General features: G+C 61.4%; 27 protein-coding genes. 24 read left to right on the top strand and 3 right to left on the bottom strand.

What is annotated here, in order from left to right; all coding sequences use genetic code 11:
* Positions 1-3: 3 nt before the first annotated feature.
* The 14 genes from hypF (at position 4) to U1E20_RS08905 (ending at position 15,088) form a co-directional block, all read left to right on the top strand.
* The gene (gene hypF, locus U1E20_RS08970; protein WP_409980250.1) at positions 4-2,286 is read left to right on the top strand and encodes a carbamoyltransferase HypF; all 2,283 of its coding nucleotides are present in this window, start codon (positions 4-6) and stop codon (positions 2,284-2,286) included.
* Positions 2,277-2,507, top strand: coding sequence for a HypC/HybG/HupF family hydrogenase formation chaperone (locus U1E20_RS08965; protein WP_409980249.1), 231 nt, complete (start codon positions 2,277-2,279; stop codon positions 2,505-2,507). Before hypF ends, U1E20_RS08965 begins: the two co-directional genes overlap by 10 nt.
* Positions 2,504-3,649: a hydrogenase formation protein HypD gene (gene hypD, locus U1E20_RS08960; RefSeq protein ID WP_409980248.1), complete on the top strand. Its 1,146-nt coding sequence runs from the start codon at positions 2,504-2,506 to the stop codon at positions 3,647-3,649. Before U1E20_RS08965 ends, hypD begins: the two co-directional genes overlap by 4 nt.
* 8 nt (positions 3,650-3,657) lie before the next feature.
* Positions 3,658-4,698, top strand: coding sequence for a hydrogenase expression/formation protein HypE (gene hypE / locus U1E20_RS08955; protein WP_409980247.1), 1,041 nt, complete (start codon positions 3,658-3,660; stop codon positions 4,696-4,698).
* 29 nt (positions 4,699-4,727) lie between these two features.
* A complete protein-coding gene (locus U1E20_RS08950) occupies positions 4,728-6,170 on the top strand; it encodes a sigma-54-dependent transcriptional regulator (protein ID WP_409980246.1) in 1,443 nt (480 codons plus the stop codon).
* Positions 6,157-7,539 (top strand): sensor histidine kinase, encoded by a 1,383-nt coding sequence (locus tag U1E20_RS08945; RefSeq protein WP_409980245.1) that lies wholly within the window; start codon positions 6,157-6,159, stop codon positions 7,537-7,539. Before U1E20_RS08950 ends, U1E20_RS08945 begins: the two co-directional genes overlap by 14 nt.
* Positions 7,536-8,543 carry a HupU protein gene (locus U1E20_RS08940; RefSeq protein ID WP_409980244.1) on the top strand — a complete coding sequence of 336 codons (1,008 nt, stop codon included), beginning with the start codon at positions 7,536-7,538 and terminating at the stop codon, positions 8,541-8,543. The genes U1E20_RS08945 and U1E20_RS08940 overlap by 4 nt, the downstream gene beginning before the upstream one ends.
* Positions 8,540-9,991: a nickel-dependent hydrogenase large subunit gene (locus U1E20_RS08935; RefSeq protein ID WP_409980243.1), complete on the top strand. Its 1,452-nt coding sequence runs from the start codon at positions 8,540-8,542 to the stop codon at positions 9,989-9,991. Before U1E20_RS08940 ends, U1E20_RS08935 begins: the two co-directional genes overlap by 4 nt.
* Positions 9,992-10,206: 215 nt before the next feature.
* Positions 10,207-11,286, top strand: coding sequence for a hydrogenase small subunit (locus U1E20_RS08930; protein ID WP_409980242.1), 1,080 nt, complete (start codon positions 10,207-10,209; stop codon positions 11,284-11,286).
* A 42-nt stretch (positions 11,287-11,328) separates the two neighbouring features.
* Complete coding sequence (locus U1E20_RS08925) at positions 11,329-13,185, top strand: nickel-dependent hydrogenase large subunit (protein WP_409980241.1); 1,857 nt, start codon at positions 11,329-11,331, stop codon at positions 13,183-13,185.
* A gap of 11 nt (positions 13,186-13,196) precedes the next feature.
* On the top strand, positions 13,197-13,916 hold the full coding sequence (cybH, locus tag U1E20_RS08920; RefSeq protein WP_409980240.1) for a Ni/Fe-hydrogenase, b-type cytochrome subunit: 720 nt from the start codon (positions 13,197-13,199) through the stop codon (positions 13,914-13,916).
* A 3-nt stretch (positions 13,917-13,919) separates the two neighbouring features.
* Complete coding sequence (locus U1E20_RS08915) at positions 13,920-14,510, top strand: HyaD/HybD family hydrogenase maturation endopeptidase (RefSeq protein WP_409980239.1); 591 nt, start codon at positions 13,920-13,922, stop codon at positions 14,508-14,510.
* Position 14,511: 1 nt separating this feature from the next.
* Entirely contained in the window at positions 14,512-14,739 is a 228-nt protein-coding gene (locus U1E20_RS08910; RefSeq protein WP_409980238.1) for a hypothetical protein, read from the top strand.
* A 22-nt stretch (positions 14,740-14,761) separates the two neighbouring features.
* Positions 14,762-15,088: a HypC/HybG/HupF family hydrogenase formation chaperone gene (locus U1E20_RS08905; RefSeq protein WP_409980237.1), complete on the top strand. Its 327-nt coding sequence runs from the start codon at positions 14,762-14,764 to the stop codon at positions 15,086-15,088.
* A 237-nt stretch (positions 15,089-15,325) separates the two neighbouring features.
* On the opposite strand, the gene U1E20_RS08900 is transcribed toward U1E20_RS08905, so the two are convergent.
* The 3 genes from U1E20_RS08900 to U1E20_RS08890 are packed head-to-tail and all read right to left on the bottom strand — an operon-like array spanning position 15,326 to position 16,213.
* The gene (locus tag U1E20_RS08900; protein ID WP_409980236.1) at positions 15,326-15,625 is read right to left on the bottom strand and encodes a DUF6156 family protein; all 300 of its coding nucleotides are present in this window, start codon (positions 15,623-15,625) and stop codon (positions 15,326-15,328) included.
* A gap of 57 nt (positions 15,626-15,682) precedes the next feature.
* Complete coding sequence (locus U1E20_RS08895) at positions 15,683-15,991, bottom strand: hypothetical protein (protein WP_409980235.1); 309 nt, start codon at positions 15,989-15,991, stop codon at positions 15,683-15,685.
* A gap of 21 nt (positions 15,992-16,012) precedes the next feature.
* Complete coding sequence (locus U1E20_RS08890) at positions 16,013-16,213, bottom strand: hypothetical protein (protein ID WP_409980234.1); 201 nt, start codon at positions 16,211-16,213, stop codon at positions 16,013-16,015.
* Between the two features lie 24 nt (positions 16,214-16,237).
* Between U1E20_RS08890 and U1E20_RS08885 the strand changes: the two genes are divergently transcribed.
* The 10 genes from U1E20_RS08885 (at position 16,238) to nifH (ending at position 25,477) form a co-directional block, all read left to right on the top strand.
* Positions 16,238-17,059: an aldo/keto reductase family protein gene (locus tag U1E20_RS08885; protein ID WP_409980233.1), complete on the top strand. Its 822-nt coding sequence runs from the start codon at positions 16,238-16,240 to the stop codon at positions 17,057-17,059.
* Positions 17,060-17,143: 84 nt separating this feature from the next.
* The gene (locus U1E20_RS08880) at positions 17,144-17,623 is read left to right on the top strand and encodes a hypothetical protein (protein ID WP_409980232.1); all 480 of its coding nucleotides are present in this window, start codon (positions 17,144-17,146) and stop codon (positions 17,621-17,623) included.
* A gap of 233 nt (positions 17,624-17,856) precedes the next feature.
* Positions 17,857-19,662 (top strand): nif-specific transcriptional activator NifA, encoded by a 1,806-nt coding sequence (gene nifA / locus U1E20_RS08875; RefSeq protein WP_409980231.1) that lies wholly within the window; start codon positions 17,857-17,859, stop codon positions 19,660-19,662.
* A 194-nt stretch (positions 19,663-19,856) separates the two neighbouring features.
* The gene (locus U1E20_RS08870) at positions 19,857-20,054 is read left to right on the top strand and encodes a 4Fe-4S binding protein (RefSeq protein WP_409980230.1); all 198 of its coding nucleotides are present in this window, start codon (positions 19,857-19,859) and stop codon (positions 20,052-20,054) included.
* A gap of 690 nt (positions 20,055-20,744) precedes the next feature.
* Positions 20,745-22,244: a nitrogenase cofactor biosynthesis protein NifB gene (gene nifB / locus U1E20_RS08865; RefSeq protein WP_409980229.1), complete on the top strand. Its 1,500-nt coding sequence runs from the start codon at positions 20,745-20,747 to the stop codon at positions 22,242-22,244.
* A gap of 62 nt (positions 22,245-22,306) precedes the next feature.
* A complete protein-coding gene (locus tag U1E20_RS08860; protein WP_409980228.1) occupies positions 22,307-22,531 on the top strand; it encodes a 4Fe-4S binding protein in 225 nt (74 codons plus the stop codon).
* Positions 22,532-22,541: 10 nt separating this feature from the next.
* A complete protein-coding gene (locus U1E20_RS08855; RefSeq protein ID WP_409980227.1) occupies positions 22,542-22,883 on the top strand; it encodes a HesB/IscA family protein in 342 nt (113 codons plus the stop codon).
* A 20-nt stretch (positions 22,884-22,903) separates the two neighbouring features.
* Entirely contained in the window at positions 22,904-23,434 is a 531-nt protein-coding gene (locus tag U1E20_RS08850) for a hypothetical protein (protein WP_409980226.1), read from the top strand.
* Complete coding sequence (locus U1E20_RS08845; RefSeq protein ID WP_409980225.1) at positions 23,424-24,179, top strand: 4Fe4S-binding leucine-rich repeat protein; 756 nt, start codon at positions 23,424-23,426, stop codon at positions 24,177-24,179. Before U1E20_RS08850 ends, U1E20_RS08845 begins: the two co-directional genes overlap by 11 nt.
* A gap of 413 nt (positions 24,180-24,592) precedes the next feature.
* Complete coding sequence (gene nifH, locus U1E20_RS08840) at positions 24,593-25,477, top strand: nitrogenase iron protein (RefSeq protein WP_409980163.1); 885 nt, start codon at positions 24,593-24,595, stop codon at positions 25,475-25,477.
* Positions 25,478-25,507 lie beyond the last annotated feature (30 nt).

The raw sequence follows: 25,507 nt of genomic DNA, 5'->3' as shown, positions 1-25,507 counted from the left end.
CGAATGGCTTATGCGGACGCCGCCCAGACAGCGCCACAGCGCCTGCGGGTGCGCGTGCGCGGCGCCGTGCAGGGCGTCGGCTTCCGCCCGTTCGTCCATGATCTTGCAACACGCCTGCGGCTCGACGGCTTCGTCAAGAATGACGCCGCTGGAGTGCTGCTCGAGGTGCAGGGCGAGCGCGTTAACGCCTTCCTCGATGCGCTGTCACGCCGTCCGCCGCCGCTTGCGCGCGTCGAGGCGATCGAAGTCGAGGAACTTCCTTCGCGTGAATCTTCAAGCTTCGTCATTCTCGACTCGGTTAGTGGCGCAAGCGAGACGCGCATCATTCCCGACGCGGCGGTTTGCGACGACTGTCTCGATGAGCTTTTCGATCCGGCCAGCCGCTTTCATCTCTATCCTTTTGTCACGTGTACGCATTGCGGCCCGCGCTATACGCTGACGCGGCGGCTCCCTTATGACCGGGCGCAGACTTCGATGGCGCCTTTCGCGATGTGCCGAGACTGCGCGCGCGACTATCGCGAACCGGCGAACCGGCGCTTCCACGCCGAGCCCATCTGCTGTCCGCAATGCGGACCAAAGCTTTCCGCTTCGCCGGCGGATATCGTAATGGCGCTGCGGGCCGGCAAGATCGTCGCGACGAAGGGCGTGGGCGGCTTTCATTTGATTTGCGACGCCCGTAACCGTGCGGCGGTGGAGAAATTGCGCCGCCGCAAGGCGCGGGACGCGAAACCCTTCGCGGTCATGGCGGCTAACGTCTCCTCCGTCGCATCGATCGCGCGCGCCACCGACCAAGAACTCGATTTGCTCCAAGGCGTGGCGCGGCCCATCGTGCTGATGCAGAGCAGGGGCGTCCTCGCCGAAGCCGTCGCGCCGCGCTTGAATCGTCTCGGCGTCATGCTGCCCTATGCGCCGCTGCACCATCTCATTTTCCATGCAGCGGCAGGCGCGCCCACGACGAAATCTTGGCTCGCCGCGCCGCAGGAATTGGTCCTCGTCGCGACGAGCGCCAATCTCGGCGGCGATGCGCTGGTAAAGGACAATGACGAGGCGCAGGCGCGCCTCGCCGCTATCGCCGATCTGATCGTGACGCATGACCGCGAGATCGTGACTCGGCTTGACGATTCGGTGATGAGCGTCGTCGCCGGCGCGCCAGCCTTTCTGCGTCGTGCGCGTGGCTTCACGCCCGAGCCGATCGAACTAGCGGCGGACGGCCCCAGCGTTATCGCCGCCGGCGCGCATCTCAAGGCGACGATCACCGTGACGCGCGGGCGCGAGGCTTTCGTCTCGCAACATGTCGGCGATCTCTCAAACGCCGCGACGGCGCGCTTCTATCGGGAGACCGCGCAGCGGCTCATCGAACTTCTCGACGTCAAGCCGGAGTTTGTCGCCTGCGATCTCCATCCCGACTATTATTCGACGCGCTGGGCCGAGGAGCAGGGCCTCCCGCTAATGCGCGTTCAGCACCATGCGGCGCATCTCGCCGCCATTCTCGCCGAACATCGCGTCGAAGGATCGGCGCTTGGTCTTGCGCTCGACGGGCATGGACTTGGCGACGCGGGGCAGTCCTGGGGCGGCGAATTGATGCGTCTTGACAGCGCCTCATGGCGCCGGCTTGGCGGTCTTGCGCCGCTGCCGGCGCCGGGCGGCGACCGCGCCGCGCGCGAGCCCTGGCGGATGGGCGTCGGCGCGCTCGCAAAGCTTGGCCGCTTCGACGCGTCGGAGCGGCTTTTCGCGCTTGAGCCGCGTGCGATCGAGACGGCGCGGCTCATCGGGCAGGGATATGCGCCGCCTGTGACGAGCAGCATGGGCCGGCTTTTCGACGCCGCCGCGGCGCTTCTCGGACTCTCGACGCGCCAGCATTATGAAGCGCAGGCGGCGATGGAGATGGAGGCGCTCGTCGTCACGCCGCGCGCGATGGAAGTAGCTTTCCGCCATCTCGACGGAGAACTCGATTTCTCGCCGCTTCTCGGCGTGCTTGCCGAAGGGCGGCTGAGCTCGCGCGAAGGCGCGGAGCTGTTTCACGGCGCGCTCATCGAGGGGCTTTCACAATTGGTCGTGCGGGCGGCGACCGCACAGGGACTCGATCGTGTCGCGCTCGGCGGCGGCTGCATGTTGAACCGGATTCTCGCCGAAGGGCTGACAGAGCGTCTGCAAGGCCTCGGCTTGCGGCCGCTGCTCGCGCGAAAGCTCCCGCCGAGCGACGGTGGCCTTTCGCTTGGCCAAGCGGCGATGGCCCGCGCTCTCGCGCAATCTGGCAATTCGCAGGATTTCGTACCATGTGTCTAGCAATCCCCGCGCAGGTGACGGAACTTCTCGAGGACGGCATGGCCCGCATCGACATGGGCGGCGTGTCGAAGGCGATCAGCATCGCGCTTGTGGAGGACGTCGAGGTCGGCGACTTCGTCGTCGTGCACGTCGGCTATGCGCTATCGAAGATCGACGCCGAGGAGGCCGAGCGCACCCTGGCGCTGTTGCGCGAAGCCGCGGCGATGGAGACGCCGTCATGAAATATGTTGATGAATATCGCGATCCTGAACTTGCGAAGGGCGTCGCCGCGACGATCGCCGCCGAAGTCGATCCCGGCAGAACATACCGTTTCATGGAATTTTGCGGTGGGCACACGCATGCCATTTCGCGCTATGGCGTCGAAGACATGCTGCCGAGAAATGTGGCGATGATCCACGGTCCCGGATGCCCGGTCTGCGTCCTGCCGGTAGGGCGGATCGACGACGCCATCATGCTCGCCTCCGATCCGCGCGTGACGCTGTGCACTTACGCCGATCTGATGCGCGTGCCGGCGTCTCGCGGGGCGAGCCTGCTGAAAGCGCGCGCGGCGGGCGCCGATATCCGCATGGTCTATTCGACTCTCGACGCGCTGCGCATCTCCGAGGCGGAGCCCGACCGCGAAGTGGTTTTCCTCGCCATCGGTTTCGAGACCACCACGCCTCCGACGGCGCTCGCGATCAAACAGGCGAAGGCGAAGGGACTGGGTAATTTCTCCGTTTTCTGCAATCATGTGCTGACGCCCATCGCCATGCGCGCCATATTGGCGGGGGAGGGCGAAGAGGCGACGCTGCTCGACGGGATCGTCGGTCCCGCTCATGTCAGCACGGTGATCGGGGCGCAGCCCTATGAATTCGTCGCGCGCGACTATAGGAAGCCCGTCGTCATCTCAGGCTTCGAACCGCTCGACGTGATGCAATCGATCCTGATGCTGATCCGCCAGATCAATGACGGCCGCTGCGCGATCGAAAACCAATATGTGCGCGCCGTGACGCGCGACGGCAACGCCAAAGCACAAGAGGAAATGGCGGAGGTCTTCGACTTGCGCGAGAGCTTCGAGTGGCGTGGGCTTGGCGTCGTGCCGCATAGCGCGCTTCGCCTCGCCGACGCTTTCGCCGATTTCGACGCGGAAAGGCGTTTCGACATTCACACCGTCGCCGCCGCCGACAATCCGGCTTGCGAATGCGGCGCGATGCTTCGCGGCGCGAAGAAGCCGACGGACTGCAAACTCTTCGGCTCGCTCTGCACGCCGGAGACGCCCATGGGGTCCTGTATGGTGTCGTCGGAAGGCTCCTGCGCGGCGCATTACGCCTATGGGCGGTTTCGCGACCGCAGCCGCGCGCGCGTCGAACGGGCGGCGTCATGAATCTCGTCATGAAACCGATTCGGCGCAAACTCGACATGCGCAACGGCCGCGTCGATCTTTCGCATGGCTCTGGCGGGCGCGCCATGGCGCAGCTCATCGCCGATATTTTTCACGACGCCTTCGATAATGACTGGCTACGCCGCAACGACGATCAGGCGTCGCTCGACGCGCTGGCTGGCCGGCTGGTGATGACGACCGACGGCTATGTCGTTTCGCCGCTGTTTTTCCCTGGCGGCGACATCGGCTCATTGTCCGTTCATGGCACGATCAATGACATCGCCATGGCTGGCGCGACGCCGAAATATCTTTCCGCGAGCTTCATCATCGAGGAAGGATTCGCTTTCGCTGACTTGCAGCGCATCGCCCAAAGCATGGGCGAGGCGTCGCGCGCCGCCGGCGTGCCGATCGTCACGGGCGACACCAAGGTTGTCGAGCGCGGCAAGGCGGATGGCGTCTTCATCTCGACCGCCGGCGTCGGCGTCTTGCCGGATGGCCTGTCACTGTCGAGCGACAAAGCGCGTCCGGGCGACGCCGTTCTTGTTTCGGGCTCGATGGGCGATCATGGCGTCGCCATCATGTCGCGTCGCGAAAATCTCGAATTCGGCGTCGAGATTCTTTCCGATTCAGCGGCGCTGCACGGCCTCACCGCCGCTATGATCGCTGCAGCGGGCGACGCCCTGCGCGTGATGCGCGATCCAACGCGCGGCGGCCTGGCAGCAGCGCTCAACGAAATCGCGCACCAATCGAACGTAGGCTTTACCATCGCCGAGGAATCAGTCCCGGTGAAGCCGCAAGTCGCCGCCGCCTGCGAATTCCTGGGCCTCGATCCGCTCTATGTCGCCAATGAGGGAAAGCTGATGGCGATTTGCGCGCCCGAGTCCGCAGATACGCTACTCGACGCGATGCGCGCCCATCCACTCGGACGTGACGCGGCGCTGATCGGATATGTCGTCGAAGACGAGCGCAATTTCGTCGAGATGACGACGCGCTTTGGCGGCGGGCGTATCGTCGACTGGCTGTCGGGAGAACAGCTGCCCCGTATATGTTAAGCCGCGGGAGCCGCGGACCGGATGACGCGATGACTGCTTCTTCGACCGTGCTGGTGATCGACGACGAGCTTCGCTCGCGCGAGGCGCTGCAACGGGTCCTGTCCGACGAATTCGACGTGATCTGCGTCTCGAAAGCGAAGGAGGCGGAAAGCGTCCTTGACGGCGAACTCGTGCAGGTCATCCTCTGCGATCACCGAATGGCGGGCGAAAGCGGCGTCGACTTCCTCAAGCGCGCGCGCATTTCCTGGCCTGATCCGATTCGCATCATCATCTCCGGCTATACCGAGTCTGAAGACATCATCGCCGGCGTCAATGAAGCGGGCATCTATCAATATATCACCAAGCCGTGGGAGCCGGAGAAGCTGATCGCCAGCGTGCGCGACGCGGCGCAGCTCTATCGCTATCAAAAGGAGGTCGGCGCAGGTCTCGACACCAAACCCGCAGCAAAAGTGCTCAACGAGCAGATCGCGACGCGCCGCCGCAAAGAGCAGCGGCTCTTTGAATTTGGCCGCATCATTCACCACCCGGAAAGTCCCGTTGCGCCGGTCGTCGCACTGGCGCGCAAGGCGGTCGAATATGACATTTCGGTGCTGATCACCGGCGCGTCCGGAACCGGCAAAGAGCTTCTGGCGCGCGCGATCCACTATGGCTCCGACCGCGCCGACAAGCCTTTCGTCGTGCAGAATTGCGGCGCGCTGCCGGACGAGCTGCTGGAGAGCGAACTCTTCGGCTGCAAGAAGGGCGCTTATACCGGCGCCTATCAGGATCGCGTCGGCCTCTTCGAACTCGCCGACGGCGGCTCGATTTTTCTCGACGAAATTGGCGAAACCTCGGCCGCTTTTCAGGTGCGCCTCCTGCGGGTGCTGCAAGACGGTGAGATACGCCCGCTCGGCGCGCAGCGACAGCGCAAAGTCAATGTGCGTCTGATCGCGGCGACCAACCGAAGTCTTGAAGACGAGGTTGCAGCGGGACGGTTCCGGCGCGATCTCTATTATCGCGTCGCCGCCTTTCCGATTCATCTGCCGCCGCTCTGCGAACGTCCGCAGGACATCGAGCTGATCGCCATGCGCATTCTCGCTGACGTTAACCGCAGCTTCAAACGTGGGGTGAAAGGCTTCGCGCCTGAGACGTTGGCGCGGCTTGCAAGCTATGACTGGCCGGGAAATGTGCGCGAATTGCACAATGAAATTCAGCGTATGATGACGCTCTCCGAAAATGACAGGTTGCTGCCGGCAAGCTTGTTGTCGCCGCGCATTCTCGCTCCGCGACCGGCCAATGGTTACGCTAGCGCGGCCCGTATGCTCAAGACCCGCGTCGAGGCGCTCGAACGCGAAATGATCGAGGACGCGCTGCGACGTTTCGATGGCAATATCAGCCGCGCGTCGGAGGAGCTTGGCCTGTCCCGCGTCGGATTGCGCAACAAGATCGAACGCTATGGCGTCGAGCGGGATCTGCGCGATGACGACGAGTAAAATTTCTCGTCCCAGCAATATGATCGATCTCCTCTCGGAGAGCGCCGGTCTGCCCGACGACGCGCACACGGAGAATATGTGGCTCGAGGTCATTCACAAGGTCGACGAAGTTTATTCCGATCTTATTCGCTATGAGTCGGACCTCGAAATCAAGAACGCCGAGCTTGAGGAAGCGCAGCAGTTCATTTCGAGCGTTATCGCTTCGGTTTCCGATATCCTTGTCGTATGCGACGAGAAGGGCCGCATCCTTCAGGTCAATCCCGCCTTTCAGCGCATCACCGGATTGGGCGAAGACAATCTGCTCGGCGCGAGTCTGGCGGATTTCCTGATCGAGGAGGACCGCGCGAGCGCGTTGCAGAAGATCGCGGAAGGCGTCGCCGGCACGGTCACCGAATGCGAGTTGCGTTTTCTCGCGGCGGATCGCGCCTCCGATCTCATGGCGATCAATTGTTCGGCGCGTTTCGATCATACGGGGCGGCGGGTCGGCGCCGTGCTTACCGGCCGTCCAATCGGCGAGTTGAAACGCGCTTATGAGGCGCTGCACCGCGCCCATCTCGAACTGCAGCAGGCGCAGCGCAAGCTCGTCGAGCAGGAAAAGATGGCGAGCCTCGGGCGTCTCGTCGCCGGCGTCGCGCATGAGCTCAACAATCCCATCAGCTTCATTTACGGCAATATCCACACGCTCGACAAATATCGCGGGGCGCTTACCGAATTTCTCGCAAAGTCCAATGCGCGCGGGCGGGAAGACGAGTTGAGGCGCCGCTACAAAATCGACGCCATTCTTGCCGATTTGCCGTCGCTCATCGAAGGCATGATGGACGGCGCCGTTCGCATCAGCGATATTGTACGGAATTTGCGGCGGCTTTCCTTCAGCCGGCCGGCGGAAACGCAGCGCGTCGATCTTGAGCGCATCGCGCGCACCGCCGCGAATTGGGCGACGCGCAGCAAGAAGACGCGGGCGGAAATCTGCTTCGATTGCGATGCGGGCGTCGTCGTCGAGGCGCATGAGGGGCAGATTCACCAAGTGCTCGTCAATCTCATCGACAACGCCTTCGATGCGACGAAGGACGTCGCGACGCCGCGCATCCGCGTCGCGATCCGCAAAACGCGCGCGCGCGCGGAAATCGTCGTGGAGGACAATGGGCGCGGCTTGTCGGATGTCGTGCTCGACAAAGTGTTCGAGCCTTTTTTCACCACAAAGGTGGTTGGGGAGGGGACGGGCCTTGGCCTTTGGATCAGCTATTCGATCGTCAAGGAACATGGCGGCTCCATCGTCGCGGCCAATCGGCCGGACGGCGGCGCGATTTTCACGGTGCAGCTGCCAATGAACGGCGCGCCGCCGCAGCTAAGGGCGGACGAAGGCGGATGAGCGCGGGCGCCTTCAACATATTGTGGCTTCAGGCCGGAAGTTGCGGCGGCTGCACCATGTCCATGCTCGAACATAGTTCGGGCGGCTTGTTTCACGAACTTGGAACGCTCGGCGTCAACCTCCTCTGGCATCCAAGCGTGAGCGAAGAGACCGGAACGGAAGCGCGCATCGTTCTGGAGCGCGTCGAAAAGGGCGAAACGCCGCTCCACGCGCTTTGCATCGAAGGCGCGATTCTTTGCGGACCGGACGGCACGGGTTTCTTCAATCGTCTCGCTGGCACGGAGCGCGCCATGCTCGACTGGGCGCGTTCTCTCGCCGCCAAGGCGGATTATTGCGTCGCCATCGGCTCCTGCGCGACCTTTGGCGGCATTCCTGCCGCTGATCCCGATCCTACGGACGCCGTGGGGCTGCAATATCGCAAACAGGCGCCGGGCGGCGCGCTTGGCGCCGATTATCGCTCGCGGCGCGGCCTGCCCGTGATTAATGTCGCCGGCTGCGCGCCGCATCCTGGCTGGATCATGGAGACGCTCGCGGCGCTGGCGCTGGGCGTCCTGACGGCGGACGATCTCGATGCGTTGGGGCGACCCAAATTCTATGTCGATCATCTCGCGCATCACGGCTGCAGCCGCAATGAGTTCTATGAATTCAAGGCGAGCGCGGAGACTTTGTCGCAGCGCGGCTGCCTGATGGAGCATCTCGGCTGCAAGGCGACGCAGGCGGCTGGCGATTGCAATCAGCGCGGTTGGAACGGCGCCGGCTCTTGCACCAAAGGCGGTTTCGCCTGCATCGCCTGCACCTCGCCCGGCTTCGAGGATATTCGCGACTATCACCGCACGCCGAAAATTGGCGGCGTGCCGATCGGCCTGCCGCTCGACATGCCGAAAGCGTGGTTCATGGCGCTCGCCGCTTTGTCGAAATCGGCGACCCCGCAGCGCGTGCGAAAGAACGCCACCGCCGATCATGTCGTCGTCCCGCCGCGCGGCGCGAGAAAGCCGAAGGAATGACCCGTCTTCTTGTCGGCCCGTTCAATCGCGTCGAGGGCGATCTCGAAGTCGCGCTCGACATCGCGGACGACGCCGTCGCTTCGGCGCGCGTGACGACGCCACTCTATCGGGGGTTCGAACAAATCCTCGTCGGCCGTCCGATGGCGGATGCGCTCGCCATCGCGCCTCGAATCTGCGGCATTTGCTCGGTCTCGCAATCCATGGCGGCGGCGGCGGCGTTGCGCGCGCTCTATGGCGTCGCCCCCGCGCCGAATGGGGTCGGCGCGGCCAATCTCGCGCATGCCGCCGAGAATATGGCCGACCATCTGACGCATTTTTATATTTTCTTCATGCCGGATTTCGCGCGCGCCCAATATGCGGGGCGAAGTTGGCACGAGGCGGCGAAGCGCCGCTTTAAGGCGATCGAGGGCGGAGCGGCGAATGAGGTTCTTCAGGCGCGCCGGCGGCTTCTCGAAATCATGGGGATACTCGCCGGCAAATGGCCGCACAGCCTCGCTTTCCAGCCGGGCGGAACGACAAGCGCCATCGGCCTCGGACAGAAGGCGCAACTCGTCGCGATCGCGCGCGACTTTCGCCGATTCCTAGAGTCGACGGTCTTCGCCGCGCCGCTTGAGCGCGCCCTCGGCCTCAAGACGCCCGACGAATTGGAGCGCTTTTGCGAAGGGGAGGGCGCCGAGGGCGATTTCGCCGCCTTTTGCCGCATCGCGCGCGCGCTCGATCTCGAACATCTCGGCCGCGCCGCCAATCCTTTGCTGAGCTATGGCGCCTATCACGGCGCCGCGGGCGCATTATTGAACGCGGGCCTGTTCGATCCTGTCGCGGGCGCGCTGTCGCCGCTCGACGCCGCCGCGATCCGCGAGGATGTCTCGCACGCCTATATGCGCGATGGACCGGGAGAACCGTCGCTCGCGCGCAGCGAGCCCTATCTCGCCAGGCCCGGAGCTTACTCCTTCGCGAAGGCGCCGCGCCTCCATGGGCGCCCGGCGGAGGTCGGCGCGCTCGCGCGGCTCGCCGTCCATGGCCATCCGCTGGCGCGCGCTCTTCTTAAGCGTTCGCGCGGCTCTAATGTTTTTGCGCGCGTCGTCGCGCGTCTCATCGAACTTGCGATGGTGGCGCAGGCGGCGGAAGGCTGGGCGAAGGCGCTGGCGTTGAACGAGCCTTTCTGCGTTGCGACGCCGCATGATGGGGAGGGCGAAGGCGTCGGCCTGGTCGAAGCCGCTCGCGGTTCGCTCGGCCATTGGCTTGGCGCACAGAAGGGAAAGATCCGCGCCTATCAGATCATTGCGCCGACGACATGGAATTTCTCGCCGCGCGACGCTACCGGCGCGGCCGGTCCTGTCGAACAGGCGCTTGTCGGCGCGCCGCTCGAAGGCCATGGCGCACGCGCCGCTTCGGTGCAGCATGTGATCCGCTCCTTCGATCCCTGCATGGTCTGCACGGCGCATTGACGAGGCTGGCAAGCGCCTTTCCGCCGACTGAAAATCGACTAGCCGCCATCGCGCGAAACTTCCCGTCGGGGCGTCGGTCGATCGCGCTTAGCACCTTGGAATTAAATCAATTTCAATTAGCAGCGACGCTTGGCCCGGACCTTGCTCAACCTTTGAAAACAACGCGCGACGCAAGATCGCGACGAAGGGACGAAACGCTGTCAGGAGGAGCGGGAATGGCCGTAATCGAGACTTTTTACGACGTCATCCGCCGCCAGGGGGTGACGCGCAGAAGCTTCACGAAATTTTGCAGCCTGACCGCCGCCAGTCTTGGAATGGGTCCGATCGGCGCCGCGAAGATCGCTAACGCGCTCGAAACCAAGGAGCGCACACCGGTCATCTGGATGCATGGGCTCGAATGCACCTGCTGTTCGGAGAGCTTCATCCGCTCGGCGCATCCGCTGGTGAAAGACGTCGTCCTGTCGATGATCTCGCTTGATTACGACGATACGATCATGGCCGCCGCCGGCCATCAGGCCGAAGCGATTCTCGAAGAGACGAAGCAGAAATATAAGGGCAAATATATCCTCGCCGTCGAAGGCAATCCGCCGCTCAACGAAGGCGGCATGTTCTGCATCGACGGCGGCAAGCCTTTCGTCGAAAAACTGAAATGGATGGCGGATGACGCCATGGCGGTCATCGCCTGGGGCGCCTGCGCCTCATGGGGATGCGTGCAGGCGGCGAAGCCCAATCCCACACAGGCGACGCCGATCGACAAGGTCATCCATGACAAGCCGATCATCAAAGTGCCGGGATGTCCGCCGATCGCCGAAGTCATGACCGGCGTCGTCACCTATATTACGACCTTCGGCAGACTGCCCGAACTCGACCGGCAAGGCCGGCCGAGCATGTTCTACTCGCAACGCATCCACGACAAATGCTACCGCCGTCCGCATTTCGACGCCGGCCAGTTCGTCGAGCAATGGGACGACGAAAGCGCGCGCAAGGGCTACTGCCTCTACAAAATGGGCTGCAAGGGGCCGACGACCTATAACGCCTGTTCGACGGTGCGCTGGAACAACGGCGTGTCCTTCCCCATCCAGTCGGGCCATGGCTGCATCGGCTGTTCGGAAGAAGGGTTCTGGGACAAGGGCCCCTTCTATGAGCGTCTGACTAATATCCATCAGTTCGGCGTCGAGAAGAACGCGGACGAAATTGGCCTCGCTGCGGCGGGCGTCGTCGGCGTCGCCGTCGTCGCGCATGCCGCGGCGACCGCCGTCAAGCGCGTCGTCTCGAAGAACAACGATCACCAATAATGATCATTCGGCCTGACGCCGCTCTCCTCCAGGACAACAGCCATGACGCAGCAGCGCATTTCACAAGTTCACGCGGCGACCGCCGCTCCAGCCGCCGCGGCGGCCTCGGCCGGCGTCGCCACGCCCAACGGCTTCACGCTCGACAATAGCGGCAAACGCGTCGTCGTCGATCCGGTCACGCGCATCGAAGGCCATCTGCGCGTCGAGGTGAATGTCGACTCCAACAATGTCATCCGCAACGCCGTCTCGACCGGAACGATGTGGCGGGGGATCGAAGTCATCCTCAAGAACCGCGACCCGCGCGACGCCTGGGCTTTCACTGAACGGATTTGTGGCGTCTGCACCGGCACCCATGCGCTCACCTCGGTGCGCGCCGTCGAAGACGCGCTCGGCATCACCATTCCCGAGAACGCCAATTCGATCCGCAATCTCATGCAGCTCGCGCTGCAGGTGCATGATCACATCGTGCATTTCTATCATCTTCATGCGCTCGACTGGGTCGATGTGGTTTCGGCGCTGAGCGCCGATCCCAAGGCGACCTCCGCATTGGCGCAGTCGATTTCGAGCTGGCCGCTGTCCTCCCCCGGCTATTACAAGGACTTGCAAACGCGCTTAAAAAAGTTTGTCGAGTCCGGCCAGCTCGGTCCCTTCAAGAACGGCTATTGGGGCAGCAAGGCCTATCGGCTGCCGCCCGAAGCCAATCTGATGGCGGTCGCGCATTATCTCGAGGCGCTCGACTTCCAAAAGGAGATCGTGAAAATCCACACGATTTTCGGCGGCAAGAATCCGCACCCCAATTGGCTCGTCGGTGGCGTTCCCTGCGCAATCAATATCGACGGGACCGGCGCGGTCGGCGCGATCAATATGGAGCGCCTGAATCTCGTCGACGGCATCATCGACCAACTGATCGAATTCAACGACAAGGTCTATATCCCCGACATCATGGCCATCGGTTCCTTCTATAAGGACTGGCTCCATGGCGGCGGATTGTCCGGCAAATCGGTGCTTGCTTATGGCGATGTGCCGGAGCGCGCCAATGACTATACGGACAAGAATCTGCTGTTGCCGCGCGGCGCGATCATCAATGGCAAGCTCGACGAGATTCATCCCGTCGATCATCGCGATCCGGAGGAGATTCAGGAGTTCGTGACGCACTCCTGGTATAAATACGGCGACGAAACCAAGGGGCTGCATCCCTGGGACGGCGTCACCGAGCCGCATTACGAACTCGGACCCAACGCTAAGGGCACGAAGACCAATATCATCGAGCTCGACGAGAGCGGCAAATACTCCTGGATCAAGGCGCCGCGCTGGCGCGGCCACGCGATGGAAGTCGGCCCGCTGGCGCGCTGGGTGATCGGCTATGCGCAAGGCAAGCCGGAGTTCAAGGAGCCGGTCGAGAAAGTGCTGCACGATCTCGACCTGCCGACCGCCGCGCTGTTCTCGACGCTTGGCCGCACCGCGGCGCGCGCGCTCGAAGGGCAGTGGGCCGGCTATCAGATGCGGCGCTTCTTCGACAAGCTGATCGCCAATATCAAGGCCGGCGATCTTGCGACCGCCAATGTCGAGAAATGGGAGCCCAAAAGCTGGCCCAAGGAGACGAAGGGCGTCGGCTTCACCGAGGCGCCGCGCGGCGCGCTGGCGCATTGGATCAAGATCAAGGACGGCAAGATCGACAATTACCAATGCGTCGTGCCGACGACATGGAACGGCTCGCCGCGCGATCCAGCGGGCAACATCGGCGCCTTCGAGGCGTCGCTGATGAATACGCCGATGGTCGATCCCTCGCAGCCCGTCGAAATCCTGCGCACGATCCACTCCTTCGACCCCTGTCTGGCCTGTTCGACGCATGTGATGAGCGAGGACGGGCAAGAGATGGCGACGGTGAAGGTGCGCTAAAGGAGAGGCTGATGACCGACATTTCGCGAATCGACGTCGCCGACTCTCACGGCGAAAGGGCCATCGCGCGGCCGACCGTCTATGTCTATGAGGCGCCGGTGCGGCTCTGGCATTGGGTCAACGCCCTCGCCATCCTCGTCCTGATCGTCACCGGCTATCTGATCGGCTCTCCACCGCCCACTGTCGCCGGCGAGGCGTCGCAGCATTTCGTGATGGGCTATATTCGCTTTGCCCATTTCACCGCCGGCCAGATTTTGGCCGTCGGCTTCTTGTTGCGCGGCTATTGGGTTTTCGTCGGTAACGAACATTCGCGGCAAATCTATTACGTGCCGATCTGGCGCGCCTCCTATTGGAAGGAGCTGGCGCATGAAATCCGCTGGTATGCCTTTCTGGAGAAGGCGCCGATGAAATATGTCGGCCATAATCCTTTGGCGCAGACGGCGATGTTCGTCATGTATACGCTGACGGCGGCCTTCATGATCGTCACCGGCTTCGCGCTCTATTCGGAAGGCGAAGGCGCCGACAGCTGGGAGGCGAAGCTCTTCGGCTGGGTCTTCTATATCTGGCCGAACAGCCAGGAGGTGCATACCTGGCATCATCTCGGCATGTATGTGATCGTCACGTTCATCATCATCCATATCTATGCGGCCGTGCGCGAAGACATCATGTCGCGCCAGAGCATCATCTCCTCGATGATCTCGGGCGAGCGTCATTTCAAGGATGGAGCCTGATCCGTGGCCCGGCGCGTTCTCGTCCTCGGCATCGGCAACATCCTCTGGGGAGATGAAGGCTTCGGCGTGCGCGCGGTGGAGGCGTTTCACCGTCGCTACGCTCTCCCGGATCACGTCACCGTGCTCGATGGCGGAACCCAGGGGCTTTATCTCGTGCAATTTGTGCGCGAGGCGGACGACCTTCTGGTTTTCGACGCCATCGATTACGGCCTTCCGCCTGGAACGCTGAAAATCGTGTGCGACGGCGAGGTGCCGAAATTCACCGGCTCGAAAAAGATGAGCCTGCATCAGACCGGCTTTCAGGAGGTGCTGAGCGCCGCTGATCTCCTTGGCGATTATCCTTCGCGCCTCGCGCTTGTCGGTTGTCAGCCGCTCGATCTTGAAAACTGGGGCGGTCCGCTCACTGATCCGGTGCGTGACGCGATCGATGTCGCCGTCGAGACGGCTCGCGATCTCCTCATGAGTTGGGGAGTCGACTGCGTCCCGCGCGCCGAGCCGCTGTCGCCGGAACAGGCGCTGCTTGGCCATGACATCGATCATCCAAATTACGAAGGCCATAAAGGCGCGGCCGCCGCCGGCGAATGGAGGAATTGAAATGATCTTCTTGCGAATGATCGTCGTCGCGGCGGCGCTCGCGCCTGTCGCGGCGAAGGCGCATCCGGGCGCGCATCCGTATGGGCTTGCTGAAAGCCTCGCGCATATCGCCACCCAGTCGGATCATCTTCTCGCGCTGGCGGTCGCCTTCGGCTGGATTTCCATCGTCGCGATCAGCGCCATCGGCGTCGCCTATGCGAGCCGCGAGGTTTTGCGCGCGGACGACTGAAGCATCGGACGGACGGATTCCCATGTGCCTTGGCGTTCCGATGCGCGTGATCGAGGGCGACGACATGTCGGCGGTTTGTGAAGGCGCCGGCCGCGCCGAACGCGTCTCCATGCTGCTGATCGGCGCGCAGCCTATGGGCGCGCATGTGCTCGTGCATCTCGGCACGGCGATGCGCGTGCTCGAAGAAGAGGAAGCCGGTTTGATCTCCGCCGCGCTCGCCGGTCTCGACGCAGCGCTCGCCGGCCAGGCCTTTGAATCGCATTTTGCCGATCTCGTCGCCCGCGAACCGCAATTGCCCGCCCATCTGAGGCGTGACGAAGAAGTCGGGCGCGATATTCCTGAGCGATAAGTTCAATCGCCCCGAACTGAGCGGCTGCGATTAATGCGCAAGGCGCATGCGAAGCGACGCGATCGGCAAATCATAAGGATTCCGGTTTATCCGTTCGCTGGGGCCGTGTCATTCCCGGCAGGCCGAAGGCCTGACCGGGAATCCAGAGCCAATCCAAGAACGCTGGGCTTGCTCTGGATTCCCGATCGCGCTTCGCGCGTCGGGAATGACATCCGAGCAGATCAAACGGATGTCGTATTATTCGGACAGCAACTGGCCCTCGGCGTCGAAGCGCATTTCGGTTTCGTCGCCGCCCATTTCGATCAGCGCGCGGCTGAGCGCGCCATTGGCGTGATATTCATAGTCGTGCCGCAGCTCGACTTCGCCATAAACGATCTTCTCGCAGCGCAGCAGCCTTTCTTCGGCGTCATAGCTTGCGCGAATATAAGTGTTGCGATGGCCGAGCGCCCCGGCCTCGATCGGCGAGACGAGTTTCAGCGGCAGTTTGACCCCGGAATAAGAGAGAAAATAGCGATAGTTTGAAGCGTCGTCGGTCATGGCGTTCCCCGTTTCCCATTCATCGCCATACCGCGTCGGTTCGAGAAGCTTTCTCCATTACGGCGTTTCCCGGTCCTTTAGAATTCGAGCCGCGGCTTCGGCGATGAGTTTTGTTATTTCGATAGCGGCTTCCCGGTCCTTTACATGAAACAGTTCGTCATACAGCAGGCGATCGTCGAGCCAATCACGAAATTCCTTTTCGCTCTCCGCCGTGAATGTCCCATCCTCGACCACAAATCCGCTCAACGGACCTTCGACCACATAATCAGAGGCGTAAGGAGAGGATTTCGCGCATTGCGCCCAGACACGGCCGTCCAGATCGACAAAAGCCAGCACCCCATGTTCGCGTTCGTCGAGTTTCATCATCGCCTCCTGCGCCGAGAAGCGTCAAAGGATTGACTGATCGAAGAACTGGAACGATCGTTGTCCCGCCCCCGAGAATTCGGTACGGTCATTGCTGGCCGCCCTTCTCGACGCGGAGGTAATGTCGTCCGCGCCCGCCAATGAGACAATCGAAAAGTTGTCCCCACCCTTGCCGACGCGATGGTCGCGCTGAACCCGAAACAGGAAACAACTGACGAGCGCCATATCGTCTCCGCCTTTGGGGTGGCGATGCCTCGTCTCCTCTATGGCTCCGCCTGGAAGAAGGAGCGCACCGCGGCGCTGGTGGAATTGGCGCTGCGTTCGGGGTTTCGGGGCGTCGACACCGCCTGTCAGCCGCGGCATTACCATGAGCCGGGCGTGGGCGAGGCGCTCGCCGCGGTTTTCAGCAGCGGGCTGGCGGCGCGTTCGGAGATTTATCTTCAAACGAAATTTACGCCCTTCGCCGGGCAGGATCCAAACAATGTTCCCTATGACCCCCACGCAAGCCTGACGCAGCAGGTTCGGCAGTCATTCGTGGCGTCGCTCGTCAATCTTCGCGTCGCTCTGGTCGACGGGCTTGTGCTTCATTCCCCCTATCCGGACGACAGGGATACGCTCGAAGTTTGGCGGGCGATGGAGAGCCTCTATGACCAGGGCTTGGTCCGACAATTGGGGGTGAGCAATTGCTATGAGCTGACGCGGCTCGACGCCCTGTGCCAAAAGGCCCGGATCAGGCCCGCGACGATTCAGAACCGCTTTCACGCAAAATCGCATTACGACCAGGAGATTCGGGCCTTCTGCGACCAAAGCGGGATCGTCTATCAAAGCTTCTGGACCCTCACCGCCAATGTCGAAATCCTTAAGTCGCCCGAGGTAGCCGATCTCGCCGCAAAGCATGAGCGAAGCGCGGCCCAGATATTTTTCCGCTATCTGACGCAGCGCGACATCGTGTGTCTGACCGGCACGTCCTCGAAGACCCATATGGCGGAGGATTTATCGATCTTCGAATTTCGTTTGAGCGCGGCGGAATGCGAGATTTTGGACGCCCTCCTTCTCCGATCCGCCCCATAGGTTCGGCGCACGGCGTCGAACCGTGGTTCAAGAAACTTGCGCACAGCCGGCATTTGTTGGCCCGGGAGTTGCTTGGCGCGGCGAATGGACATAGCCCTCGCTGACGGTGAACGGATAAATTTCGGCGCGGTGGCGCCGGAGATCGATGATCTTTTGCAGCAGGGGGTCGCGGCCTATCGGCGCGACCGGGCGGCCGCCGACCGGCTTTTCAGGCAGGCGCTGTCCATCAATCCCGGCGAATTGGCGCCCTATTACTGCCTGTACAAAATCCACACCTATATGGGCAGTCTCGATTTCGCGGCGGATATCGCAACGGAAGGCCTTAAGGAAGCCGTGAAACAGGCGGGATGGCCCGATGACATCCGCGAATGGCCGGAAGCGACGCACGCCCAGGATGGGCCGGGGCGCTTTGCGCTGTATACGCTGAAAGCGCTCAGCTTCATCGAATTGCGGCGAGGAAATCAGGAGGCCGCGCGGGAATATCTCGATCTTCTGTCGAAGAAGGACCCCTATGGCAGCGTCGGATGGAAGGTCGTCGAGGAGCTTGCTGACCGAACTGCTTGAGCGCGAGCTGCGCCTCGCCGCCCGCGACTCGCGGGGCTCTTCGCGACATTTGCCGAGTCGTCTCGAATTCGCTGGCGCCCGATTGTGCACTGCATTTAAGCACATCGGACTGTGATTTGTATGGAATTTGAACAAGACAGCAGGGAAAACTGGAGTCAGAATAATTCCATGCTTCGCATATGCGAAAAGCGGCCTAGGTTTGGCGCGGCATGGCTGTTCTCTGGAGAACGGCCGTGAAAGAACACAGCGCTCCCGAAGGCAGAACAGGCGCTTCGTCATCGAGCCCGACGCAACGCGCGACGGCTTTGCGCACGCCCTCTCCCGACGTGGCACTGTTTGGCATCTACGAAATCTCCAAAATTTTAACGGCGCCGGCGCGCCTCGAATATGCGCTGACAAATGTCGTGAGCGTGCTCAGTTCATTTATGGACATGCGGCTCGGCATGATTGTCGTGCTCGACCAGAAAGGCGATCCGGAGATCGTCGCGACCTCCGGCTGGGCCGACCCCGGCGGACGGCCGGCGATCGATATATTGCCGCGCAAAATCATCGATCGACTGGTCGCGACCGCCGTGCCGATCGTGATCCAGGATGTAAGCAGCGAACCCTTGTTCGCCGACTCTGTCGATATCGTCACGCAGCGCCTCGGCGACAAAGTTTCTTTCGTCGGGGTGGCGATCAAGGCCGATGGCGGCGTGATCGGAACTCTCTCGATCAACAGGCTCTGCGAGCGGCCTCCTGGTCATAGTTTCGATGGCGATCTTCGTTTCCTCACGATGATCGCCAATCTCATCGGACAGACCGTCAAATTGCACCGCATGTTGTCGGCGGACCGACAGCGCCTGTTGAACGAACAGGCAAGCCTGGAAAAGGCGTTGACGTCGCGGTCGCGAAAGAAATCGCGCGCCCCTTCGCCCGAAATCGCCGGAATCGTGGGCGAGAGCCCGGCGATCGTCGATGTATTGGAAACGATCGCGGTTGTCGCCAAGTCGAACACGACGGTCTTGTTGCGCGGCGAGAGCGGAACCGGCAAGGAATTGTTTGCCCGCGCCGTGCACGATCTTTCGCCGCGCAGGACCATGGCTTTCGTCAAGCTGAATTGCGCCGCCTTGCCCGAGAGCGTTCTCGAATCCGAATTGTTCGGACATGAGCGCGGCGCCTTTACTGGCGCGGTCGCGCAGCGGGCGGGCCGGTTCGAAATGGCGAATGGCGGCACCTTGCTGCTCGACGAAATCGGCGAGATTTCCACCGCCTTTCAGGCGAAGCTGCTGCGCGTGCTGCAGGAAGGCGAATTCGAGCGCGTGGGCGGCACGCGCACGCTGAAGGTGGATGTGCGCTTGATTTTCGCGACGAACAAGAATTTGGAGGAAGCCGTCGCGAAAGGCGAGTTTCGCGCCGATCTCTATTACCGCATCAATGTGGTTCCGGTATTTTTGCCGCCGCTCCGCGAACGTCCGGGAGACGTCGCGCTGCTCGCTCAAAAATTCCTCGATCGTTTCAACGCGGAAAACGAGCGCAGCCATGTCTTTTCCGAGACCGCCATCGAAACGCTGCAGCGCTGTTATTTCCCCGGCAATGTGAGGGAGCTCGAGAATTGCGTGCGTCGAACCGCGACTTTGGCGCATGACGAAAGCGTCATCGGCGAGGACTTTGCCTGCGCTTCTGGAAAATGTCTTTCCGCCCTGTTGTGGACGGGGAGCGGCAGCGGCGCCTATCGCGGCGCCCAGAATCCGCAGGGTCATCATTCTACGGCGACGCCGCCGGCAAAGGCCGCTGACCGAGAGATTAATATTGCCCTTCCGGGCGGACAGACGTCCATGCCCAAGCACGACGAATTTGCCTCGGCGTCCGAAAAAGACGAATTCAACGACGGTCCCGGCTATCCGCCGGTGCGACGGATGATCGACAGAGACAAGCTCATCGAAGGGATGGAGAAAGCCGCTTGGGTTCAGGCGAAGGCGGCGCGCCTGCTCGGCTTGTCGCTGCGTCAAGTCAATTACGCGCTCAAGAAATATAATATAGAAGTCAAGCGGTTTTGACTTAAAGCGCATCGATCGGTTTGAGCGGGGCGCGCTTCGCGTCGGTGATTCTTGTCTGTCGAACAATACACATTTGTCTAAAACATTACGATTAAGGCGCGATTTGTCGCCGCTCCTTGCGCTTTATGCGCTCTCAGGTCTGGCATGCGAATTGAAGGCAAGGCCCTGGCATAGAACGAGCGAGGAGTCGCGCCATGGCCTATAAGATTGTCGCGTCGCAATGCACCGTGTGCGGCGCCTGCGAGTTCGAATGTCCGAACGCCGCGATTCGGTTAAAGAACGACATGTATATTATCGATCCCAAGAAATGCACTGAATGCGAGGGACACTTCGACACGCCGCGCTGCGCGGAAGTTTGTCCGGTCGAAAACACCTGTGTGCCCGCGGGCTGATCGTTGGATTAGGAATGGCGCGCTGTGACGCTGGCCGCGGATTGACTTCGCGAGCCGACGCCCTTTCGTTAGCGACAATCGGGTCGACGCCGAGAAATAATTGACGATGCGATTTGCCAGTTGGCGCGTCGCATGGGTCCGCTTCTTCTATCCGCCAACCCATCGGGCGGGCAACGAGCCAAGCGTTACGTTTCTCGCTCTATCGCGCCATGATCGAACCATCGACCCATGTCGAGAAGGACGCCACTCTTAAGCTGTGTGCTTATGGCTCGGCCCTGCGACGAATCGAACCAGAATCGACAATGAGGAGAGGCGATGGCCGACGCTCCCTCGACCATTCCCAATGCGCGCATTGATCTGCGGATCGTCGGTCAATACGAGAGTCTTTAGGGAGCGGACGAAGAGGGGATCGATGTCGCGTTTATAACAGATACAAACTGACGTAGCTTGTATGTTTATGTACGGACATCGGGCGGATTAAAATAACTTATTGAATTTAAATTACTTAATAAGAGTGCGCCGCTGGCACGCTAGTTGCGATCCCAACCGTAGAGCTTTTTTCAAAGCGCTCCCTGCGCTCGAAATGCAGCGCAAGGTCCAGCGGCCAGAGGGGATCGTCACATGGAATCGCTAGGGACTGAAATCGACGTCGCGTCTGGGGAAGCATCATCTCCGGGGCTTGAGGGGATTATGCAGCAGATTGCGGAGCATAAGGGGTGCGGGACGTCGGGGGGGAGCGGCAAGGCGAGCTGCGGCTCCGGCGCCGGCGAGGGGGATCTTCCGACCGAGATCTGGGAGAAGGTGAAGAACCATCCCTGCTACAGCGAGGAGGCGCATCACCATTACGCGCGCATGCATGTGGCGGTGGCCCCGGCGTGCAACATCCAGTGCAACTACTGCAACCGCAAATATGATTGCGCCAATGAGTCGCGTCCCGGCGTGGTGTCGGAGAAGCTCTCGCCCGAGCAGGCGGCCAAGAAGGTTCTGGCGGTGGCCTCGACGATTCCGCAGATGACGGTGCTGGGAATCGCCGGTCCTGGCGATCCTCTGGCCAATCCGGAGAAGACCTTCAAGACCTTCGATCTGATTTCGCGGACGGCGCCCGACATCAAGCTGTGCCTGTCGACGAATGGGCTGGCGCTGCCGGACCATGTCGACACGATCGCGGGGTTCAACGTCGATCACGTGACGATCACGATCAATATGATCGATCCCGAGATCGGCGCGCGGATTTACCCTTGGGTGTTCTGGAAGCATAAGCGCTACACCGGGGTCGAGGCGGCGAAGCTTCTGACCGACCGCCAGCTTCAGGGGCTTGAGATGCTCACTGAGCGCGGGATTCTGTGCAAGGTGAATTCGGTGATGATCCCGGGGATCAACGACCGCCATCTGATCGAGGTGAACAAGGCGGTGAAGTCGCGCGGGGCGTTCCTGCACAATATCATGCCGCTGATTTCGTCGCCTGAGCATGGAACGGTGTTTGGCCTGACCGGCCAGCGCGGCCCGTCGGCGCAGGAATTGAAGGCGCTGCAGGACAGCTGCGAAGGCGAGATGAACATGATGCGGCACTGCCGTCAGTGCCGTGCGGACGCGGTCGGTCTTCTGGGCGAGGACCGCAGCGCGGAGTTCACGACGGACAAGATCATGGCGATGGAGGTCGACTATGATCTTGAGGGCCGCAAGGCCTATCAGGAGAAGGTTGAAGAGGAGCGTGTCGCGAAGGTGGCGGCGAAGCAGGAGGAGCTTGCGACGCTTGCCGGGGCGAGCAGCGACATCCAGCTTCTGATCGCGGTGGCGACGAAAGGGTCTGGCCTGATCAACGAACATTTTGGCCATGCGAAGGAGTTCCAGGTTTACGAACTCACGACCAAGGGCGCGAAATTCGTCGGTCATCGTCGGGTCGATCTTTACTGCCAGGGCGGCTATGGCGACGAGGACAGTCTGGAGACGGTGATCCGCGCGATCAACGACTGCCATGCGGTGTTTGTGGCGAAGATCGGCGGCTGCCCGAAGAACGATCTGTTGAAGGCGGGGATCGAGCCTGTCGATCAATATGCGCATGAGTTCATCGAGAAGTCGGCGATCGCCTGGTTCAAGGCCTATCTCGACAAGGTCAATTCCGGCGAGATCGAACATGTCCAGCGCGGCGACGCCGAAATCCGTCAAGGCGCGCTCATCAATGCCGCGTAACGGTGAAATGTAGAAAGACTTGCGGGGCGTCAAGCCCCGCAATGTCTTAAGGAGAAGACGCAATGACTTTGAAAATCATCGCTTCGCAGTGCACGAGCTGCTCGGCATGCGAGCCGGAATGCCCCAATGTCGCAATTTCGGAAAAGAACGGAACTTTCGTGATCGATCCGAAAAAGTGCACAGAGTGCATCGGTCATTTCGACGCGCCGCAATGCGCCGCCGTCTGCCCGGTCGATAATACTTGCGTGATCGACAATTCCTACCCGCGATATCAGCCGCCTGCGTAAGGAGGATTTGATGAAATTTACGATGACTCCCGCCGCGCATAAGTTTGTTCGGCGCATGATCCAATTCAGCGCGAATCCTGCTGGAGGATTCCGTTTGTTCGTGTCGCCTGGCGGATGTTCCGGCATGTCGGCGGAATTCGACGTCGAGGCGACGCCGCGCGACGGGGACCAGGAATTTATCGTCGACGGGCTGAAGTTCTACCTTCCGGCGCAAAGCCGCCTGCTGCTCGAAGGCGTCACCATCGATTTCGCCGACTCGCCAACCGGCGGCGGGCTGAAATTCCATGATCCGAAGAGCGCTGGCGGCTCATGCTCGAGCAGCGCTACGACCTTCGTGGAGCACGCGCACTGAGCTGAAGGCAGACTCGGACAATGCATTTCGAGGATGTCGATACGAGCCTCGGCGATCAGAATTATCTCGCCGAGGCGATTCTAGGCGGCGGCTTGCCAGAAGAAGCGGAAATATGCCTCTGGCGCGCCGCCGAAGCCTATGCCGACTCGGCGACGGCCGAGGAATATTTGCGGCAGGCGGAGAGCCACGCCCCCGATCACGCCGCCGTGCTGATCGGTTTTTACCGCTTCTATTTCTACAAGGGGCGTTTGCGGGAAGCGTTGGGCATTGCCGAACGCTGCCTTGTAAAAGCCGCGCGCGAAAACAACTTTTCCATCGAATGGCGACTGGTCACCAAAGACGACGCGATCTTTGACAGTTATGACGCGGTGCTCCCGCGTTTCTATCTATTCACCCTGAAAGGTTACGCCTATTTGAAAATGCGGCTGGGCGAGATCGAAGAGAGCCGTGAAGCGGTGATGAAGCTTCAGGAACTCGATCCATCCGATAAGATTGGCGCTAAGGTGTTGCTTGGCGTTCTCGACAGGATTGGCGTTTCCGATGACGACTGACATTGACGAGGCGCGAGACTATTTGGGACGCGACGTCGATTGCGGCGCCTGTCCTCATCAGGAATTGTTGCCTTCGGGTCGCTGCGAATTGCGCAAAGCCTGCGTGCAGGATCGCTACGCACGACGCATCGATCGATTTTTTGAATGGAATCCCGAGCTCGCCGAGGAGCATCTCGCACATCCTCATTTCGAGGTGCGGGCGATCGCCGCGAAGTTCGTCAACACATTCCTGCTTCCGGCGATGCTGAACGATCCCGATGAGACCGTTCGATGGGAAGCGGTGCGCCGCTTACCGCATCGATACCGATTGGAGCTGCGCAAGGACCCTCATCGTGAAGTCCGCATCCGCATCGCGACGCTTCTCGATGGCGCCGATCTGTTGCCGATGATGGAGGATGAGGATTATTACGTCCGCATCGTCGTCGCGCGTCGGCTTGATCCGCCGCTGCTCGTGTTGATGATTGACGATACGGAAATTCAGGTGCGACGAATTGTTGCGCAACGCGTCGACGAGCGGTGGCTGGGCCGAATGGCGCTTGATCCGTCGGCCGACGTTCGGCTCGAAGTCGCGCAGCGCATGACAATGGAACAATTGTCACTTCTACGCGAGGATCCGGATTGGCGGGTGCGCCATTGCCTGGCGTCGCGGCTGTCGGCGGAGGAAGTCGCGCCGCTGCTCAATGATTCCGATCCGATCGTCGCCGAGACGGCGCGACGCCGCGTCAACGGCGAATTCAATTCCTGATCGGCGTGAAAGAGCCCGTCGTCGCGCGACGGTCGACCTCAATTCTTATTCGTCCTGAGACGGACCATAGACCGGCGAACGGCGAACGCAAATCCTGGTCGGCGCGAGACGTCGAGCCTCCTTCGGTCCATGGGCTTCGACGGTATGTAAAATCCTCCCAGCAATGTTGCGCTCATTCCTCATGTCAACTTTCACACATCGAAACATTCGGGCCAGCGAATTTGGAACTAATTGAAATTACGTAATAAAAACTTTTCAAGCTGCTGGCATGCGCCTTGCGAGATGGCCATCGCAACTCGATCGGACCCTAAACCTCGCTAGTGCGCGAGAGAAGGAATGCTCCCGGTCAGGCGCAGATTCAGGGCCGGAAGTCGACGGTGAGGGACGACGGCAGCGCACAGCAGGAGACGAAGATGTCACTACGGCAGATCGCGTTTTACGGGAAGGGGGGCATCGGCAAGTCGACGACGTCCCAGAATACATTGGCCGCGCTTGCGGAGATGGGTCACCGCATTTTGATTGTCGGCTGCGACCCGAAGGCGGATTCGACGCGCCTTATTCTTCACGCCAAGGCGCAGGACACCATCCTGAGCCTGGCGGCGAACGCCGGCAGCGTCGAGGACCTCGAGATCGAGGACGTGATGAAGGTCGGCTATCGCGACATTCGTTGCGTTGAGTCTGGCGGTCCGGAGCCGGGCGTCGGCTGCGCCGGCCGCGGCGTCATCACCTCGATCAACTTCCTTGAGGAGAACGGCGCATACGAGGACATCGACTATGTGTCCTACGACGTGCTGGGCGACGTTGTCTGCGGCGGCTTTGCGATGCCGATCCGCGAGAACAAGGCGCAGGAGATTTACATCGTCATGTCCGGCGAGATGATGGCGATGTATGCCGCCAACAACATCTCGAAGGGCATTCTGAAATACGCCAATTCCGGCGGCGTGCGCCTGGGCGGCCTGGTCTGCAACGAGCGCCAGACCGACAAGGAGCTTGAGCTTGCCGAAGCTCTGGCGAAGAAGCTTGGCACGCAGCTGATTTATTTCGTGCCGCGCGACAATATCGTTCAGCACGCCGAGCTGCGCCGCATGACGGTTCTGGAATATGCGCCGGAATCGGCTCAAGCGACCCACTACCGCAATCTGGCGACGAAGGTCCATGGCAATCAGGGCAAGGGCATCATCCCGACCCCGATCACCATGGACGAACTCGAAGACATGCTCATGGAGCACGGCATCATGAAGCAGGTCGACGAGAGCCAGATCGGCAAATCCGCCGCTGAACTCGCGGCCATCGCTTAAGGCAATTGGTCAGGGGGCGGATCGAAGGTC

This window comes from Methylocystis sp. (assembly GCF_046349115.1).
Lineage (GTDB): Bacteria > Pseudomonadota > Alphaproteobacteria > Rhizobiales > Beijerinckiaceae > Methylocystis.
The sequence above is the reverse complement of the archived record's forward strand: the minus strand, read 5'-3'. Positions and strand labels throughout refer to the sequence as shown.

Excerpts from the sequence above, each read along its gene's own strand:
- U1E20_RS08940 (WP_409980244.1), top strand. The coding sequence starts at position 7,536 with ATGAGCGCGGGCGCCTTCAACATATTGTGGCTTCAGGCCGGAAGTTGC.
- U1E20_RS08910 (WP_409980238.1), top strand. The coding sequence starts at position 14,512 with ATGATCTTCTTGCGAATGATCGTCGTCGCGGCGGCGCTCGCGCCTGTC.
- hypD (WP_409980248.1), top strand. The coding sequence starts at position 2,504 with ATGAAATATGTTGATGAATATCGCGATCCTGAACTTGCGAAGGGCGTC.
- U1E20_RS08870 (WP_409980230.1), top strand. The coding sequence starts at position 19,857 with ATGGCCTATAAGATTGTCGCGTCGCAATGCACCGTGTGCGGCGCCTGC.
- U1E20_RS08950 (WP_409980246.1), top strand. The coding sequence starts at position 4,728 with ATGACTGCTTCTTCGACCGTGCTGGTGATCGACGACGAGCTTCGCTCG.
- U1E20_RS08880 (WP_409980232.1), top strand. The coding sequence starts at position 17,144 with ATGGACATAGCCCTCGCTGACGGTGAACGGATAAATTTCGGCGCGGTG.
- U1E20_RS08885 (WP_409980233.1), top strand. The coding sequence starts at position 16,238 with ATGCCTCGTCTCCTCTATGGCTCCGCCTGGAAGAAGGAGCGCACCGCG.
- nifH (WP_409980163.1), top strand. The coding sequence starts at position 24,593 with ATGTCACTACGGCAGATCGCGTTTTACGGGAAGGGGGGCATCGGCAAG.
- U1E20_RS08930 (WP_409980242.1), top strand. The coding sequence starts at position 10,207 with ATGGCCGTAATCGAGACTTTTTACGACGTCATCCGCCGCCAGGGGGTG.
- U1E20_RS08855 (WP_409980227.1), top strand. The coding sequence starts at position 22,542 with ATGAAATTTACGATGACTCCCGCCGCGCATAAGTTTGTTCGGCGCATG.
- nifB (WP_409980229.1), top strand. The coding sequence starts at position 20,745 with ATGCAGCAGATTGCGGAGCATAAGGGGTGCGGGACGTCGGGGGGGAGC.
- U1E20_RS08965 (WP_409980249.1), top strand. The coding sequence starts at position 2,277 with ATGTGTCTAGCAATCCCCGCGCAGGTGACGGAACTTCTCGAGGACGGC.
- U1E20_RS08890 (WP_409980234.1), bottom strand. The coding sequence starts at position 16,213 with ATGGCGCTCGTCAGTTGTTTCCTGTTTCGGGTTCAGCGCGACCATCGC.
- cybH (WP_409980240.1), top strand. The coding sequence starts at position 13,197 with ATGACCGACATTTCGCGAATCGACGTCGCCGACTCTCACGGCGAAAGG.
- U1E20_RS08845 (WP_409980225.1), top strand. The coding sequence starts at position 23,424 with ATGACGACTGACATTGACGAGGCGCGAGACTATTTGGGACGCGACGTC.
- U1E20_RS08900 (WP_409980236.1), bottom strand. The coding sequence starts at position 15,625 with ATGACCGACGACGCTTCAAACTATCGCTATTTTCTCTCTTATTCCGGG.
- U1E20_RS08905 (WP_409980237.1), top strand. The coding sequence starts at position 14,762 with ATGTGCCTTGGCGTTCCGATGCGCGTGATCGAGGGCGACGACATGTCG.
- U1E20_RS08935 (WP_409980243.1), top strand. The coding sequence starts at position 8,540 with ATGACCCGTCTTCTTGTCGGCCCGTTCAATCGCGTCGAGGGCGATCTC.
- U1E20_RS08925 (WP_409980241.1), top strand. The coding sequence starts at position 11,329 with ATGACGCAGCAGCGCATTTCACAAGTTCACGCGGCGACCGCCGCTCCA.
- hypF (WP_409980250.1), top strand. The coding sequence starts at position 4 with ATGGCTTATGCGGACGCCGCCCAGACAGCGCCACAGCGCCTGCGGGTG.
- U1E20_RS08945 (WP_409980245.1), top strand. The coding sequence starts at position 6,157 with ATGACGACGAGTAAAATTTCTCGTCCCAGCAATATGATCGATCTCCTC.
- U1E20_RS08895 (WP_409980235.1), bottom strand. The coding sequence starts at position 15,991 with ATGATGAAACTCGACGAACGCGAACATGGGGTGCTGGCTTTTGTCGAT.
- hypE (WP_409980247.1), top strand. The coding sequence starts at position 3,658 with ATGAAACCGATTCGGCGCAAACTCGACATGCGCAACGGCCGCGTCGAT.
- U1E20_RS08860 (WP_409980228.1), top strand. The coding sequence starts at position 22,307 with ATGACTTTGAAAATCATCGCTTCGCAGTGCACGAGCTGCTCGGCATGC.
- U1E20_RS08850 (WP_409980226.1), top strand. The coding sequence starts at position 22,904 with ATGCATTTCGAGGATGTCGATACGAGCCTCGGCGATCAGAATTATCTC.